General features: G+C 63.7%; 12 protein-coding genes. 11 read left to right on the forward strand and 1 reads right to left on the reverse strand.

Features of this window, described 5'->3' with window-relative positions; genetic code table 11:
• Positions 1 to 94: 94 nt before the first annotated feature.
• The 6 genes from I5S59_RS09950 (at position 95) to I5S59_RS09975 (ending at position 6,732) form a co-directional block, all read left to right on the forward strand.
• The gene (locus I5S59_RS09950; RefSeq protein ID WP_128325643.1) at positions 95 to 1,054 is read left to right on the forward strand and encodes a LysR family transcriptional regulator; all 960 of its coding nucleotides are present in this window, start codon (positions 95 to 97) and stop codon (positions 1,052 to 1,054) included.
• Positions 1,055 to 1,151: 97 nt separating this feature from the next.
• Positions 1,152 to 2,735, forward strand: coding sequence for an aldehyde dehydrogenase (NADP(+)) (locus I5S59_RS09955; RefSeq protein ID WP_197876437.1), 1,584 nt, complete (start codon positions 1,152 to 1,154; stop codon positions 2,733 to 2,735).
• Between the two features lie 84 nt (positions 2,736 to 2,819).
• Positions 2,820 to 4,199 (forward strand): MFS transporter, encoded by a 1,380-nt coding sequence (locus tag I5S59_RS09960; RefSeq protein WP_197876438.1) that lies wholly within the window; start codon positions 2,820 to 2,822, stop codon positions 4,197 to 4,199.
• On the forward strand, positions 4,196 to 4,936 hold the full coding sequence (locus I5S59_RS09965) for an SDR family oxidoreductase (protein ID WP_197876439.1): 741 nt from the start codon (positions 4,196 to 4,198) through the stop codon (positions 4,934 to 4,936). Before I5S59_RS09960 ends, I5S59_RS09965 begins: the two co-directional genes overlap by 4 nt.
• Positions 4,937 to 4,965: 29 nt before the next feature.
• Complete coding sequence (locus tag I5S59_RS09970; protein ID WP_197876440.1) at positions 4,966 to 5,814, forward strand: ureidoglycolate lyase; 849 nt, start codon at positions 4,966 to 4,968, stop codon at positions 5,812 to 5,814.
• 9 nt (positions 5,815 to 5,823) lie between these two features.
• Complete coding sequence (locus tag I5S59_RS09975; RefSeq protein WP_197876441.1) at positions 5,824 to 6,732, forward strand: 2-hydroxyacid dehydrogenase; 909 nt, start codon at positions 5,824 to 5,826, stop codon at positions 6,730 to 6,732.
• 6 nt (positions 6,733 to 6,738) lie between these two features.
• On the opposite strand, the gene I5S59_RS09980 is transcribed toward I5S59_RS09975, so the two are convergent.
• Positions 6,739 to 7,536 (reverse strand): alpha/beta fold hydrolase, encoded by a 798-nt coding sequence (locus tag I5S59_RS09980; protein ID WP_197876442.1) that lies wholly within the window; start codon positions 7,534 to 7,536, stop codon positions 6,739 to 6,741.
• Positions 7,537 to 7,758: 222 nt separating this feature from the next.
• Here I5S59_RS09980 and I5S59_RS09985 point away from each other — a divergent pair, with 222 nt between their 5' ends.
• The 5 genes from I5S59_RS09985 to bcsG all read left to right on the forward strand — a co-directional run bounded on the left by I5S59_RS09985 (position 7,759) and on the right by bcsG (position 15,763).
• On the forward strand, positions 7,759 to 9,345 hold the full coding sequence (locus tag I5S59_RS09985; RefSeq protein ID WP_197876443.1) for a diguanylate cyclase: 1,587 nt from the start codon (positions 7,759 to 7,761) through the stop codon (positions 9,343 to 9,345).
• A 278-nt stretch (positions 9,346 to 9,623) separates the two neighbouring features.
• Complete coding sequence (locus I5S59_RS09990) at positions 9,624 to 12,350, forward strand: cation-transporting P-type ATPase (protein ID WP_197876444.1); 2,727 nt, start codon at positions 9,624 to 9,626, stop codon at positions 12,348 to 12,350.
• Positions 12,351 to 12,427: 77 nt separating this feature from the next.
• Positions 12,428 to 13,987, forward strand: coding sequence for a cellulose biosynthesis protein BcsE (gene bcsE, locus I5S59_RS09995; RefSeq protein ID WP_269670203.1), 1,560 nt, complete (start codon positions 12,428 to 12,430; stop codon positions 13,985 to 13,987).
• Positions 13,984 to 14,172, forward strand: a complete 189-nt coding sequence (locus tag I5S59_RS10000) for a cellulose biosynthesis protein BcsF (protein ID WP_197876446.1) — start codon at positions 13,984 to 13,986, stop codon at positions 14,170 to 14,172. Before bcsE ends, I5S59_RS10000 begins: the two co-directional genes overlap by 4 nt.
• Complete coding sequence (gene bcsG, locus I5S59_RS10005; protein WP_197876447.1) at positions 14,165 to 15,763, forward strand: cellulose biosynthesis protein BcsG; 1,599 nt, start codon at positions 14,165 to 14,167, stop codon at positions 15,761 to 15,763. The genes I5S59_RS10000 and bcsG overlap by 8 nt, the downstream gene beginning before the upstream one ends.

Here is a 15,763-nt window from a genome sequence, read left to right on the forward strand (position 1 = left end):
TAAAAGCTGCACGCTAGGGAGGACTGTCGATAAACTCCAATGGCATAATCTCACCACTCGATAACAACAGGTTATTGCACCAAAGGCGGATGCCATGTCGGACCTCTCGTTTTCGCACTTCTGCAACTGGCTCAAGTTTCGTCACCTGGTGTTGATCGACACCCTCGGTCGCACCCGCAACATGCACCTGGCTGCGCAACAGATGAACCTCAGCCAGCCGGCCATCAGCAAGATGCTCAAGGAAATCGAGAACCTGCTGGGGTTTGCCGTGTTCGAGCGCCAGCCGCGCAGCATGCCGCCCACGGCGCTGGGCGAGCAGGTGGTGCGCTACGCCCAGGTGGCGCTCAACGATGCGCACAACTTCGTCGACCACATCGCCAGCCTGCGCGAGGGCGGGCACGGGCATTTGAAGGTGGGCGGTATTTTTGCCGCGACGGCGGTGGCACTGCCGGACGCCATCGTGCAGATCAAGCAGCGCTGGCCACTGCTGTCGATCGAGGTGGTGGAGCAGACCAGCGATCACCTGATGGCCATGCTTGATGAAAAAATCCTTCACCTGGCGGTGGCGCGCTTCACCGACCAGGCCCAGTGCCAGCGCTTCGATTTCCAGCCGCTGGCACCGGAGCCGTTCTGCTTTGTCGTCAACCATCAGCACCCGTTGCTCGACGTCGGCGCCGTGACCTTGCCGCAGTTGCTGGAATGGCCGTGGATTCTCTACCCGAAAGGCACGCCGATCCGTGGGCGCATGGAGCGTGCCTTTGCCGAAGCCGGCGTGTCGGTGCCGCGCAACACCATCGATACCATTTCCATGCAGACCTTCCTCAAAGTACTGCAGGGCGGGCCGATGATCGGCATGCTGCCCCAGGCCATGGTCGAGCCGCACCTGAGCAGCGGCGTGTTGCGCACCCTCGACACGCCGCTGCACCTGGCACCGCAGGACTACGGCATCCTCACCCGCAAAGGCGAGCCGCTGGTCGGCTCGGCGCTGGAGTTTGCCGAGATCCTCATGGCCGATGCGCGCAAGGCGCGTGAGCGGCTGGAGGGCGTGCGATAGCCAGGGGTTATCGCTCGATCCACAAATGCCATTGGGAAAGAATCGCTCGCCTGCCTAGATTAGCCACCAGTCTCTTCAACAGGTTTCAGGAGCGTTCATGTCTCAACATGCTGGATACAACTTCATTGGCGCCACCCGCAGCGCCGCCGGCAGCCTGACCTTGCACAGTGTCGATGCCAGCACCGGTGAAGCGCTGCCCATTGCTTTTTACCAGGCCACCGCCGAAGAAGTCGACGCTGCCGCCCTGGCTGCGGCAGCTGCTTATCCTGAGTTTCGTGCGTTGGCACCGGCACGCCGTGCCGAGTTCCTCGAAGCCATCGCCGGTGAACTGGATGCCCTGGGTGAGGACTTCATCCACACCGTCTGCCGCGAAACCGCTTTGCCTGCCGCGCGCATTCAGGGCGAGCGGGCCCGTACCAGCGGCCAGTTGCGGCTGTTCGCCAACGTCGTGCGCCGTGGCGACTTTCTTGGTGCGCGCATCGACCGCGCCCAACCACAACGTCAGCCACTGCCGCGCCTGGATATCCGTCAGTGCCGGCTCGGCCTGGGGCCGGTGGCCGTATTCGGCGCCAGTAACTTCCCGCTGGCGTTCTCCACCGCCGGGGGTGACACCGCCGCAGCGCTGGCCGCCGGTTGCCCGGTGGTGTTCAAGGCCCACAGTGGTCACATGGCCACGGCGCAGTTCGTCGCCGAAGCGATCCTGCGCGCCGCCGAGCGCTGCGCCATGCCGGACGGGGTGTTCAGCATGATTTTCGGCAGCGGGGTGGGTGAGGCGCTGGTCAAGCATCCGGCGATCCAGGCGGTAGGCTTTACCGGCTCGCTCAAAGGCGGTCGGGCCCTGTGCGACCTGGCGGCAGCGCGGCCGCAGCCGATTCCGGTGTTCGCCGAGATGAGCAGCAGCAACCCGCTGATCGTGCTGCCGCAGGCTCTGGCCGTGCGCGGTGAGCGCATCGCCGGTGAACTTGCCGCATCGGTGGTGCTCGGCTGCGGGCAGTTCTGCACCAACCCGGGGTTGATCCTGGGTGTGCGTTCGGCGGATTTCAGCGCGCTCATCGAGCACCTGCGTGGGCTCATGGCCGACCAGGCGCCGCAAACCATGCTCAACGCCGGCACCTTGCGCAGCTACACCCATGGCCTCAACGCGCTCAACGACCATCCCGGCTTTTGTCACCTGGCCGGCGCCGAGCAGCAGGGCAACCAGGCCCGGCCACAGCTCTATCAGGCGCAGGCGCAGTGCCTGCTCGACGCCGATCCGCTGCTGCAGGAAGAAGTGTTCGGCCCGGTCACGGTGGTGGTCGAACTCGCCGACCGCGCGCAGTTGCTGCAGGCCCTGCAGGCCCTCGGCGGGCAACTGACGGCGAGCCTGATCGGCGAGGCCGATGACCTGGCGCAGGCCGCCGATCTGGTGGCGCTGCTCGAGCACAAGGCCGGCCGCCTGCTGGTCAATGGCTACCCGACGGGGGTCGAGGTCTGCGATGCGATGGTACATGGCGGCCCGTACCCGGCCACCTCCGACAGCCGCGGCACCTCGGTGGGCAGCCTGGCCATCGAGCGCTTCCTGCGCCCGGTGTGCTACCAGAACTTCCCCGAGGCGCTGCTGCCAGCGGCCTTGCACAATGCCAACCCGCTGGGCCTGTTGCGCCTGATCGACGGCCAGCCAAGCCGCGAACCGATTCTCTGACGGCTGCACCACCGGGCGCCTGGCGCCCGGTACTCGATCCATAACAACAATCAGGCATGCCCGACATGCCGAGGGGTCACAACGATGCACACACAACCTGAGCACCTGGCGTCAGCGCCTGCCCACGATCCGGGGTTTGAAGACCGGACTTACCGCAAAGTCATCCTGCGTATCCTGCCGGTGTTGCTGCTGTGCTACATGGCGGCCTACCTGGATCGCGTCAACATCGGTTTTGCCAAGCTGGACATGCTCAACGACCTGCAGTTCAGCAACACGGTCTACGCCCTGGGCGCCAGCGTGTTCTTCTGGGGCTACTTCCTCTTCGAGGTGCCCAGCAACCTGTTGCTGCACCGCTACGGCGCCCGCTTCTGGATCGCGCGGATCATGTTCAGCTGGGCGATCATTTCCATGGCGGTGGCCTTTACCGTGCCTTTGGCGGCGTTCTTCAATGTCGAGTCCAGCACCATGTTCTATGTGCTGCGCTTTCTGCTCGGCATTTGTGAAGCCGGGTTTTTCCCCGGGGTGATCCTGTACCTCAACTACTGGTTCCCGACCCACCGGCAAAGCCGGGTGATGTCGGGCTTCCTGATTGCCATGCCGATCAGCCTGACCCTCGGCGGCGTGCTCTCCGGCTGGCTGATGACCGCCCTCAACGGCTGGCACGGCATGGCCGGCTGGCAGTGGATGCTGCTGATCGAAGGCATCCCCTCGGTGATCATGGCGGTGGTGGTGTTCACCTGCCTGTGCGACAACATCGACAAGGCCCAGTGGTTGTCGAGCGAAGAGAAGCAGATGCTCAAGGCCAACCTGGTGCAGGACAACCACGGCAAGGCCTCGCGCCTGAGCGAGGTGTTCCTCAACAAGCGCGTGTGGCTTTTGGTGTTCATCCTGCTGACCTTCAACACCGGTTTCTACGGCCTGGCGTTCTGGATGCCGTCGATCATCAAGAGTGCCGGCATTACCAGCAGCCTGGAAATCGGTTTGCTGACGGCCATTCCCTATGGCGTGGCAGTGGTGGCCATGCTGCTTAACGCCCGCCACTCCAACCGCACCGGCGAGCGCCGATTGCACGCGGCAATTCCGGCGTTCATCGGCGGTTGCGGACTGATCCTCAGTGCCTTCTTCGCGCACAACCTGGTGCTCTCGGTGCTGTTCCTGACCGTCGCTGCTTCCGGCATCCTCAGCCTCATGCCGATTTTCTGGACCTTGCCCGGCACGGTGTTGTCCGGCGTTGCGGCAGCGGCGGGGATCGGCATGATCAACGCCTTCGGCAACCTCTCGGGCTTCACCGGGTCGATGATCACCGCCGTGGCCGAGAACCTCACCGGCAACATCAACAACGGCACCTATGTGCTGGGCCTGTGCCTGTTTGCCAGCGGCCTGCTGATCCTGTCGATCCCGGCAGCCATGCTCGGCCAGCAACGCAGCGAGCCGAGCGCTGCGCTCAAGCTGGAGACGGTATGAACCTCAAACACAAACGTGTGCTGGTGACGGCAGCGGGCCAGGGCATCGGCCTGGCCAGCGCCAGGGCCTTTGCCGAGGCTGGCGCCGAGGTGATCGGCACCGATATCCACCTGGAGGCGTTGACTGAGCAGGCCGGCATTCAGGCGTACACGCTGGATGTCACCAGCGCAGAGGCCATTGATGCCCTGCGCGATTCGCTGGGTGGCATCGATGTGCTGTTCAACTGCGCAGGCTATGTGCACAGCGGCAGCATCCTCGACTGTGACGAGCAGGCCTGGCAGCGTTCACTGGACCTCAACGTGACCGCCATGTACCGCATGATCCGCGCCTTCCTGCCGGGCATGCTGGAGCGCGGTGGCGGTTCGATCATCAACATGTCGTCGGTGGTCTCCAGCGTGAAAGCGGTACCCAACCGCTTTGCCTATGCTGCCAGCAAGGCGGCGGTGATCGGCCTGACCAAGGCAGTAGCGGCCGACTACATTGGCCAGGGTATACGCTGCAATGCCATTTGCCCCGGCACCGTGGAGTCGCCGTCGCTGCATCAGCGCATTGCCGAGCAGGCTGCCGCCCAGGGCGTGAGTGCCGAGCAGGTCTACCGGCAGTTTGTTGCCCGCCAGCCGATGGGCCGGCTGGGCACTGGCGAAGAGATCGCCCAGCTGGCGCTGTACCTGGGTAGCGATGCCTCGGCTTACACCACCGGTGGCGTGCACCTGATCGATGGCGGCATGAGTATCTGAATTTCTTTTGAATCAAGCAGGAGACACCGATGAAACTGTTGCGATATGGCGAGAAGGGCGCGGAGAAACCCGGCCTGCTGGACGCCTCACAGCGCATCCGCGACCTGAGTGGCGTGCTTGCGGACATCAACGGCGCCGCCCTTGAGCCGGCCAGCCTGGCGAAACTGGCCAGCCTTGATCCCGACAGCCTGCCGCTGGTTGAAGGCACGCCACGCATCGGCCCGTGCGTGGGCAACATCGGCAAGTTCATCTGCATCGGCCTGAACTATGCCGATCACGCTGCCGAGGCCGGCATGGCCGTGCCCAGCGAACCGATCATCTTCAACAAGTGGACCAGCGCCATTTGCGGCCCGAATGACAACGTCGAGATTCCGCGTGGTTCGACCAAGACCGACTGGGAGGTCGAGCTGGGTGTGGTGATCGGCAAAGGTGGCCGCTACATCGACGAAGCCAATGCCATGGAGCATGTGGCCGGCTACTGCGTGATCAACGACGTGTCCGAGCGCGAGTGGCAACTTGAACGTGGTGGCACCTGGGACAAGGGCAAGGGCTTTGACACCTTCGGGCCGATCGGCCCGTGGCTCGTGACCCGCGACGAGGTGGCCGACCCGCACCAGCTGGACCTGTGGCTGGAGGTCGACGGCCATCGTTACCAGCACGGCAATACCCGCACGCTGATCTTCCGCATTCCGCAACTGATCGCCTACCTGAGCCGCTGCATGAGCTTGCAGCCGGGCGATGTCATTTCCACCGGGACGCCGCCCGGTGTCGGCATGGGCATCAAGCCTGCGCCGGTCTTCCTGCGCTCGGGGCAGACCATGCGCCTGGGTATCCAGGGGTTGGGTGAGCAACGCCAAGTCACTGTCCAGGCCGATTGAGGGGCTGCAATGAAAGCCGAATTATTGATGTTGGCGCCGTTGCTTGCGGAGTACGAAGCGCAGCTGGCCGAACATTTTCATCTGGTCCGTGCCTGTAGCCGCAGCGAGCAACAGGCGCTGCTGGCGGATCGACCGGAGCGTTTCAAGACACTGGTTACCAATGGCGGGGAGGGTGTAGACCCGCTGCTGATGGCGGGCCTGGGCAACCTGGCGCTGATTGCGGTCAACGGTGTCGGGGTCGACAGGATTGACCTTGAACAGGCCCGCGCCCGTGGTATTCGCATCGCCACTACCGACGACATCCTCACCGACGCCGTGGCTGATCAGGCCGTGGCGTTGCTGCTGGCACTGTTGCGTCATGTCTGCCGGGCCGACCGCTTTGTGCGCGAAGGCCGCTGGCGTGAAGGTGGCTTTGCACCGTTGGGGACCAGCCTGCGCGGGCAACGCGTGGGTATTGTGGGGCTGGGCAAGATCGGCAACGCCATCGCCGCACGGTTGCAACCGTTTGGCGTTCAACTGGCGTACCACAACCGCCGCCCGCTGGCCGACAGCCCGTATTCCTATCACGCCGGGCTGGCAGCCCTGGCGCAGGCCAGCGATATCCTCATTGTTGCCGCCGCCGGCGGGGCCGGTTCGCGTCATCTGGTGGATGCAGCAGTGCTCGACGCGTTAGGACCGCAAGGGGTGATCGTCAACATCGCCCGTGGCAGTGTGATCGACGAAGCCGCATTGGTGGCACGCCTGGTCGACGGGCGCCTGGGGGGCGCGGCGCTGGACGTCTTCGAGCACGAACCGCAGGTGCCCGAGGCGCTGCTGGTGCTGGACAACGTGGTGCTGCAACCGCACCTGGGCAGCGCCACCCTGCAAACCCGCCGGGCCATGGCCGAGTGTGTCGTGCGCGCGGTACTGGCGGGCTAGCGCCGGTTACCTGGCGAGCAGCTGGCACACGGGCTCAAGCACTGCTGCCGGTGCCTCGCGATGCGGCACGTGGTGGCAGCCTGGCAGGATCAAGTAACGGCTGGGCCCGGTCGACAGCCGGGCGATGCGTTCGGGGTGCAATGCCGAGCCGTATTCATCGTGTTCACCATGCAGGGCCAGCAGCGGGCACTGCAGGGTGCCGACCACGCCTTCCAGGGTCCAGTGGCTGAACGCCGGCGATAGCCAGGTGCGGGTCCAGGCGCCCAGCACCCAGGGCGCTTTGTCGCCGTGGTACTTCTCCAGGCGTGCCATGTGCTGCGGGTCTTTGAACTGCTCTTCGGCAATGCGGATGCCCGCGAGCGTCAGGTCTTCGACAAAGGCCTGCGCGGCCACGGTGATCAGCGCGACACACTGCTGCGGGTACAACGAGGCGCAGGCGGCAGCCATTGCACCGCCGACGCTATGGCCAAAGGCAACGAAGTGTTCGATACCCAGGGCAGCTTTGAGCGGCGCAAAGAAGCGCAGGGCTTCATCGCGGATAAACGCCAGAGGCAGCGTTCCCGGGTAGCGGTCGGACTGGCCGAAACCGAGGCGGTCATAGGCAATCACCTCACGCCCGGTGGCCTGGCACAGCAGCTGGGGAAAGTCCCGCCACAAGGCGACGCACCCAAGCGAATCGTGGAACAGCACGATGGGGGGCAGTGCGGGCGCGTTCGAATCAGTCGACGGAAACCAGCGGGTGCAAAACAGTCGCCCGTCGGCGGTGTCGATCCAGAGCGATTCGGTACTGATGGACAAAGACATGCAAGACCTCGTTGAGCCGTTCAGCCCCCGAGCATAAAGCATCGGGCACCGCCACGGTGAACGCTTGTTCAGCCGGCGGGCCACACCACCAACGGTGCGGATAAACCGGTAAAAGCAGCTACGCTTCTTACGCCAGGAGGCAATCTCCCGGTTGGCCGGGTGCCAGGTGGTCACGTGTGCAAATGCGCCGTGCGGCATGAATTGATCATTACGGCAGGGTTCATGAAGAAATTCGCTCCAGCGTCCATCAGTTTGCGTGGGTTGATCCTGATATTCGTCTTCCTGGCGGTCATCGCGACGCTGTGCAACAGCCTGTTCGTGGCCTATGAGGTACAGCGCGACGCGTTGATCACTTCGGCGCTAAAAGCCAACCGCGCCTATGCCTTCAAGGTCGCCTCGGGCATCGACGAGTTTCTTCGCTCGGTGCACGAGCGCCTGAGCTACAGCAGTGAAGTGCTTGGCCGTCATTTCAATGACCCCAAGGTATTCAAGGACGAGGTCAGGCGCATGCAGGCGCAGGACTCGGAACTCAATTCGGTCATGGTCATCGACGCCGCTGGCAAAGCCCTGCAGCTGTACCCCGAACAACCGGCGATCGTTGGCACCACCCTAGTTTCCGATGAGATCCAGGAAGCGCTCAAGGCGCAACGGCCACTGGTCAGCCGTGCGTACGAGACGGTGACAGGCAACCTGATTGTGTTCATCTCGCAGCCGGTGCGCAGCCCTTCGGGTGAATACCTGGGGCTGATCGGTGCGTCGATTTTCATCAAACAGCGCGGTGTGCTGCATACCTTGATCGCCAGCCACGCGCTGCTGGACGGCACCTATGCCTTTGTCACCGATGACAACCGCCGCTTGTTGTATCACTGGGACGAGCACCGGATTGGCGATGTACTGCCGTTCAGCCCGACGGTCGATGCCGCATTGCTGGGTGAGAGAGGCACGATGGAGGCGGACAACTACCGGGGCATTGCCATGCTGGCCGGCTATGCCCGGGTCGAACGTGCCAACTGGGCGGTGGTGACGCAACAACCGCGAGATCAGGCGCTGGCCCCTTTGGCTACGCTGATGCGCAACATGCTGGTCAACATCATTGCGCCGGGGCTGATCGGGCTGGTGTTGATCTTGCTGGGCGCGACACTGATCACCCGGCCGTTGCGGCAACTGGCCAACAGTGCGACCCAGCTGTCGGCGCCGGAGGCCACCGAGCGCCTGGGTTCGATCAACGCCTGGTACGCCGAGGCGGCCGCCATCCGCAGTGCCTTGCTCAACAGTGTGCAACTGCTGCAGCAAAAGCTCGGGCGCCTGCGCCGCGCGGCCGAAAGCGATGCGTTGACCGGCCTGGCAAACCGCCGGGCGATGGATGAAGGCCTGCGCGCCCTGGACCAGTCCGGGCAGCACTACTGCGCACTGGCACTGGACATCGACCGCTTCAAACGGGTCAACGACACCTACGGCCATGATGTCGGCGACCTGGTGCTCAAACAGGTGGCGTCGATCATTCAGGAGCACTCACGGGCCGAAGACCTGGCCTGCCGCGCCGGCGGCGAAGAATTCACCCTGTTGCTGCCGGGCATCAGCCTGGCCACTGCCGGTGAAGTAGCCGAACGCATTCGCGTGGCGATTGCCACGGCGGTGTTCGAGCAGATCGAGTCGTTGACGATCTCCATCGGCGTGGCCTGTCGCAGCGATGAGACGCCAACGCCTGAAACCATCCTCAAGCACGCTGACGAGCTGCTCTACCAGGCCAAACAGACCGGGCGTAACCGCGTGGTCGTGCAAACACTGGCGGTCAATGCTATCGAATGACAGGCCAGGGCTTCGCAGGTGCAGCAACGATTGAGCCGGGCCCACGGCAGGCGCGGCGTTTCACTGCTAGTGTCTCTGGGGGCAAATATCCGCCGTGCGGCGGAACGCCATGATCTGCATCAAGCACCCACAGGTAGCAGGGGTTGAAACTACGCCATGCGGGCAAGTGGATCGGGTCGGCGGGCGAACGTCGGAGTTGCAGCTGGGGGCCCATTCGCCAAATCAGCGTAGATCGCCCATTGGCCCGTTCACCTCAGGACGAACAACGGGAGGACGGTATGGGATCATTGCAACCCCAGGAACCTGGCAACACCACCAAAGTAGCGTCGTGGTACCGCAAAACTGCGCAACAAGCCATGGCCGATTTGCAAACCAGCATCAAGGGGCTCACCCCCGAAGAGGCCAAGGCGCGCCTGCAACGTGTGGGCCCCAATGCGCTGCCCGCCAAGTCCGTCGACCCGATCTGGCTGCGTTTTGCCCGCCATTTTCACGATGTACTGATCTATATCCTGCTGGTCGCAGCGCTGGCCACAGCCTTGATGGGGCACTGGACCGACACCCTGGTGATCATCCTGGTGGCGGTAATCAACGCGTCCATCGGTTTTTTCCAGGAGAACAAGGCCGAGCAGTCGCTGGCGGCCCTGCGCGGCATGCTCAGCAGCACCGCGCACGTGGTGCGTAACGGCCAGAAGCTGGAGGTGGATGCCAGCGAACTGGTGCCGGGCGATGTCATTGTGTTGCGCCCTGGCGACAAGATTCCCGCTGATGTACGCCTGTTCGAGGTGCACCACCTGCAGGTCGAGGAGTCCATGCTCACCGGTGAATCGCTCACCGTGGCCAAGCAGGTCGAGGCGCTGGACCACGAGGCGCAACTGGCCGACCGCACCAACCTCGGGTTCTCCGGCACCAGCGTCAGTGCCGGCAACGCCAAGGGGGTGGTGATCGAGACGGGGCCGGCCACCGAGCTTGGCAAGATCAACCGCATGATTGCCACGGTGGACGAAACCCAGACCCCATTGCTGCGTCAGATCGCGGTGCTGGGCAAGCGCATTTTCCAGCTCATCGTCGGCATGATGGTGGCGCTGTTCGTGATCGGCTTTTTCTGGCACGACTACCCGCTGGGCGAGCTGTCGCTGTCGTTGATCAGCCTGGCAGTGGCCTCGGTGCCGGAGGGGCTGCCGGCCATTGTCTCGATCATCCTGTCGTTGGGCGTGCAGCGCATGGCCAACAACCAGGCAATCATTCGCAAGTTGCCCACGGTGGAAACCCTGGGGGCGATGAACGTGATCTGCTCGGACAAGACCGGCACCCTGACCATGAACGAGATGACGGTCAAGAACGTGCTGACTGCCACCACCCGCTATGGCGTCGACGGCCAGAGCTATGAGCCGCGCGGACGCATTACCCTGGCCGGCGCCACCGAAGCGCTGGACTGGTCGGCGCACCCGCATCTGCAAGCCTTTATACGTGCCGTCGACATCTGTAACGACAGCAGCCTGCAACAAGACGAGGCGGGCCGCTGGACAGTGGTCGGCGGACCCACCGAAGGCGCACTCAAGGTGTTGGCGCGCAAGGCTGACCTGGCGCCGGCGGAGGTGCAACGCCTGGGCAAGATCCCCTTCGACTCGGCCTACAAGTACATGGCCCGCCGCTGCGATGTCGCCGGCGAAAGTGTCATCTACCTCAAAGGTGCGCCCGATGTGCTGTTGAACCTGTGCGAGCAGCAGTTGGGCGCCGATGGCCCGCAACCGCTGGACCGCGCCTATTGGGAACGCGAGATGGGCCACATCGCCGACCAGGGCCTGCGCATGCTGGCGGCCGCCTACCGGCCGGTGCCGGGCGCCAGTGGTGAGATCGATCACGCCGACTTGAACCAGGGCATGATATTCCTTGGCGTTGCCGGGCTCATGGACCCACCGCGCCCGGAAGCCATCGAGGCCATCGCCATGTGCCGGCAGGCCGGTATCGACGTCAAGATGATCACCGGGGATCACCCGGACACCGCCGTGGCCATCGCCCGCATGCTGGGCATGGGCAGCGAGTTGCGCGCCATGACCGGCAAGGAACTGGAGCAGGCCGACGACACTGCACTGAAGTCGCTGGCCATGCAGTACTCGGTGTTTGCCCGCACCAGCCCCGAACACAAGTTGCGCCTGGTGCGCGCGCTGCAGGCGAACAAGCAGGTGGTCGGCATGACCGGTGACGGGGTCAACGATGCCCCGGCGCTGAAGCAGGCCGATGTCGGCATTGCCATGGGCATCAAGGGCACCGAGGTGACCAAGGAAGCCGCCGACATGGTGCTCACCGACGACAACTTCTCGACCATCACCAACGCAGTGCGCGAAGGGCGCAGGGTTTATGACAACCTGAAGAAAACCGTGTTGTTCATCCTGCCGACCAACATGGCCCAGGGGTTGCTGATTGTCGTGGCGATTCTGCTCGGGGCCGTGGTGCCGCTGTCGCCGCTGCAGATCCTGTGGATGAACATGGCCACCTCCACCACCTTGTCGTTCGCCCTGGCGTTCGAGCCGGGTGAGCCGGGGATGATGCGCCGCTCACCGCGCAATGCCGGCGAATCGATCCTCAATGGCTACGCGGTGTGGCGGGTGCTGTTCGTCGGCTGCCTGCTGACGGCGGCCGCGTTCCTGCTGGAATCGTGGATGCTCGCCGACGGCCAGGACACCGACCACATCCGCACGATGATCCTGCATACCCTGGTCACCGCGCAGTGGGCCTACCTGTTCAACTGCCGCCTGCAGGACCAGTTCTCGCTGAACATGGCCTTGCTGCGTAACGGTGCACTGCTGACGGTGACGCTGGGCCTGATCCTGCTGCAGTGCCTGTTGATCTATGTACCGTTCATGCAGACCGCCTTCCATACGGTCGCCTTGCCGTTGAGTGGCTGGCTGATTTCGTTGGGCATCGGGGTGCTGGTGTTCTTCATCGTCGAGCTGGAGAAGCTGCTGGTACGGCGCTGGAAAGCCGGTCGCGACAGTACGACGTGATAAAGTACGTCTACAGTCTTTGTTGTAGGGCCGTTCGGATACTTTCATAAGAAGTTACTGAGCGGTCCGTAGTACCCATGCCCTCACGGAGGTGGTCATTGCATGCGTCAACACCGGTGTTGCCCGGTCTTCCTGACAGACAAGTCGAAATGCGCACAGGCGGCCTGTATTGGCTGACCTGTGAAACACCCGAAACAGCCAACCGCCTGTGCACCCAACTGTTAACGGGCTTGCCAGCGTCGCAGCGGGCCTTCCTGGTCAACGCCGCGGGCGACTCACGTGATCTGGTCAAAGGTATTCCCGATCACTTCGGGCCAGGGCAGCTGACCCTGTTCGACCTGCCGGCGATGTCGCCAAAACGCTTGATCGAGGCGCTGCGCCAGGACGTCCCGCGGGTGCGCGATGGCGAAGGGGCGTTGTGGCTGGTGCGGGTGCCGCTCAAAGGCCTCGACGAGCGCGTGTCGCAAATGCTCGGGCAATGGTGCGTGCGCATCCAGGACTGGCTGCGGTCGGTCGGCAGTACCTTGCTGGTGGTGGGCGACGCACCGCCGCCGGCGTTGCTCGATATTTTGCTGCGTTACAACGACAACCTGTCCGGGTTGGCCCAGGCTTATATTGGCCAGGGTGCACGGCATTTGCTGGTGCATTTCTGGAGCAACGACGTGGGGGTCAATGGCCCGCATGATTTTCTCCTGATTGATGAAGGCACCGGCTTTCGTGTCTCGTCGCTGCCTGAAGATGGCCGGGTTCTGCCGGCCAGCAACGACCAGCGCCAAGTGCTGGCGCAAACCGCCGTGCTCGGCGCCGAGACGCCGCCGACGGCCCATTGGCAACTGTTCGACGACCCGGACGCATTGCTTGAACAGGGCATGGACGCCCAGGCGGCGACGATCATTTTTGCCCTCGACAGTACCGACGATGTCAACGCGCTTGCGGTTCGCCTGTACCAGTTGCGCAGCCACTGCGGGCGTTCGGTCAAACTGGTGGTGCGCGAGGTCTTGCAAAGCCTGCGTCAGCACGAGGAACAACTGTTGCTGGCCAGCGGCGCCAACCTGATTGTGCCGCAGGGCACGCCGTTCCTGCGTTTTCTGACCCTGGTGCGGTCGATCCAGGGGCAGCGCTGGCAGCGCACCCTGGCGGCCGAACCGTCGAGCCTGCTGGCGCGCCTGCAGCCACTGCAGGTACGCGGTAGTCTGTCGCCAAAGGCCTTTGCCTCTGCGGTCAGAAAGATGACCGACAACACTGCCGGCACCGAGGTCAGGCACCAGCTGTTGCGCGTGCAACCGTTGCCCAGGCTGAGCCCGACAGTGGTGTTGCAGCAGTTGCAACTGCGCCGCTATGGTGACATTGCCTGTGTCGCCGGCGATGACCTCTATCTGTTCCTGTTCGCCTGTAATCCACCCTTGGTCGAGGCGGCGCTGCGCAACATCTTCCGCTTGCCCTGGCAAGGGGTGATCGCCGGTTACGAGAGTGTGGTGCCGTCGCAGGTGCTTGCCCTGCCTGAGTTTCAGTCGGAGGAGGTTGCGCCGGTGGATACCGTGGCCCAGGCCCCGGTTCACGTGCAGCCTGATGTCGAGGTGTTCCGGCCGCTGCAGCCACAGAACGTATCGCTACAAGCGCTGGGAGCTCGGCAATGACCTACAACGAACTGCTTTGGGTCATCGGCCTGACCGCTTTGCTGACGGCGCCGACGGCGATCGTACTGTTTCTCATGGGGCGGCGTCTGACCACCTGGCTCAGCCGCCGCCTGCCACCGCGCCACCTGATCGCGCGGGGCGTAAGGATTAATCATGTTGGTGAAAAGGAGGGCGCCCATGACTGAAGCGGTCGCCACCCGTCCGGCCGTGCGGTTGCCGGAACTGGGCCTGTGGAATCTGTATTTTCTGATCAAGTTCGTCCTCTTGTGGATGGGCCTGCTTGATTTCAATGCCTTGCTCAATCTGTTGTTTGCCGCCGGTTTGCTGTTGCCCTTGCCGGGGCGCTGGTTGCCACGCCTGCGTCAGGTCATTGCCGTGCCGCTGGGCGTTGCGCTGTTCTACAAGGACACCTGGTACCCGCCGTTTCGCCGGCTGTTCGAACAGTCCGAAGTGCTGGCGTTTTCGGTTGACTACGTCATCGACCTGCTCGGCCGTTTCGTCAACTGGGATGTACTGGGGGTGCTGTTTGCCATTGCCTTGCTCTACCTGTTCATCGCGCCATGGCTGCGCCTGACCGTGGTCACGGTTGCGCTGTTACTGTGGGTGTACCTGGCCGGTGCCTTGCCAGCCTTCAACGTGCCGGTGCAATCGGTGGCCGGCGAAGTGTCCACGACCCAGGGCGCTTCCAGCGAAGTGGCCGAGAGCAAGGCCATTGATGCCTGGCTGGATCAGTTCTACCGCGAGCAGGCGGGCAAGGTGACCCGCTTCCCGGAGAAGAACCCCACCGCAGAGCCGTTTGACGTGCTGATCCTCAACGTCTGCTCGCTGGCCTGGGATGACCTGGAAGATGCCGGTATGCGTGACAACGCGCTGCTGCGCCGCATGAACATTGTGTTCGACCGCTTCAACTCCGCCACCTCCTACAGTGGCCCGGCGGCCATTCGCATGTTGCGCGCCAGCTGTGGCCAGCCGCACCACATCAAGTTGTACGAGCCGGCGAATGAGCAGTGCATGCTGTTCGACAACCTCGCCAAGCTCGGTTACAGCCCGGAGCTGATGCTTAACCACAACGGCCCGATTACCCGTAAGTACATGACCTTCCTGGCCGGTCAGCACCTGCCGCCGCCGCTGATGAGCAGTGACGATTTCCCGGTGGCGCTGAAGTCCTACGACGGGGCCAACATCGCCCGCGACCGCGACGTGTGGATGGCCTGGTGGGCGCAGCGGATCAAGGATCCAAAGCCGGCCGTGTCGTTGTTCTACAACACCATCACCCTGCATGACGGCAACCGGGTCACCAACCCCGACGGCAGCACCCGGCGTGCCTCGTTCCAGGAGCGGGCGAAGAACTTCCTCGACGACCTCGACCAGTTCATCGACACCATGAAACAAAGCGGACGGCGGGCGGTGCTGGTGCTGGTACCGGAGCACGGCGCGGCGGTCCACGGCGACCGCATGCAGATCTCCGGCATGCGCGAGATTCCTTCGCGCTCCATCACCCACGTACCGACGGCGATCAAGCTGATCAACATGGGCGAGTCGGACCAGCAGGGGCCCCTGCACGTCACCACGCCGACCAGCCACCTGGCGGTGTCCGAGCTGATTGCCCGGTTATATGCGCAGCAAGGCGGCCCGCTGGACCTGGAGGCACTGATTCACGACCTGCCGACCACGGCGGCGGTGTCCGAGAACTCCGATTCGGCAGTGGTCGAGTTCCAGGGCCGGCCCTATGTACGCCTGAAAGGGCAGACAGAGTGGATGCTTTACCCCGAATGA

The sequence above is a fragment of the Pseudomonas alkylphenolica genome (assembly GCF_016009175.1).
Lineage (GTDB): Bacteria > Pseudomonadota > Gammaproteobacteria > Pseudomonadales > Pseudomonadaceae > Aquipseudomonas > Aquipseudomonas alkylphenolica_B.

Bases quoted from the DNA above. Each gene is read 5' to 3' on its own strand.
- I5S59_RS09980 (WP_197876442.1), bottom strand. From the start codon at position 7,536: ATGTCTTTGTCCATCAGTACCGAATCGCTCTGGATCGACACCGCCGAC.
- I5S59_RS09955 (WP_197876437.1), top strand. From the start codon at position 1,152: ATGTCTCAACATGCTGGATACAACTTCATTGGCGCCACCCGCAGCGCC.
- I5S59_RS10000 (WP_197876446.1), top strand. From the start codon at position 13,984: ATGACCTACAACGAACTGCTTTGGGTCATCGGCCTGACCGCTTTGCTG.
- I5S59_RS09965 (WP_197876439.1), top strand. From the start codon at position 4,196: ATGAACCTCAAACACAAACGTGTGCTGGTGACGGCAGCGGGCCAGGGC.
- bcsG (WP_197876447.1), top strand. From the start codon at position 14,165: ATGACTGAAGCGGTCGCCACCCGTCCGGCCGTGCGGTTGCCGGAACTG.
- bcsE (WP_269670203.1), top strand. From the start codon at position 12,428: ATGCCCTCACGGAGGTGGTCATTGCATGCGTCAACACCGGTGTTGCCC.
- I5S59_RS09970 (WP_197876440.1), top strand. From the start codon at position 4,966: ATGAAACTGTTGCGATATGGCGAGAAGGGCGCGGAGAAACCCGGCCTG.
- I5S59_RS09975 (WP_197876441.1), top strand. From the start codon at position 5,824: ATGAAAGCCGAATTATTGATGTTGGCGCCGTTGCTTGCGGAGTACGAA.
- I5S59_RS09950 (WP_128325643.1), top strand. From the start codon at position 95: ATGTCGGACCTCTCGTTTTCGCACTTCTGCAACTGGCTCAAGTTTCGT.
- I5S59_RS09985 (WP_197876443.1), top strand. From the start codon at position 7,759: ATGAAGAAATTCGCTCCAGCGTCCATCAGTTTGCGTGGGTTGATCCTG.
- I5S59_RS09990 (WP_197876444.1), top strand. From the start codon at position 9,624: ATGGGATCATTGCAACCCCAGGAACCTGGCAACACCACCAAAGTAGCG.
- I5S59_RS09960 (WP_197876438.1), top strand. From the start codon at position 2,820: ATGCACACACAACCTGAGCACCTGGCGTCAGCGCCTGCCCACGATCCG.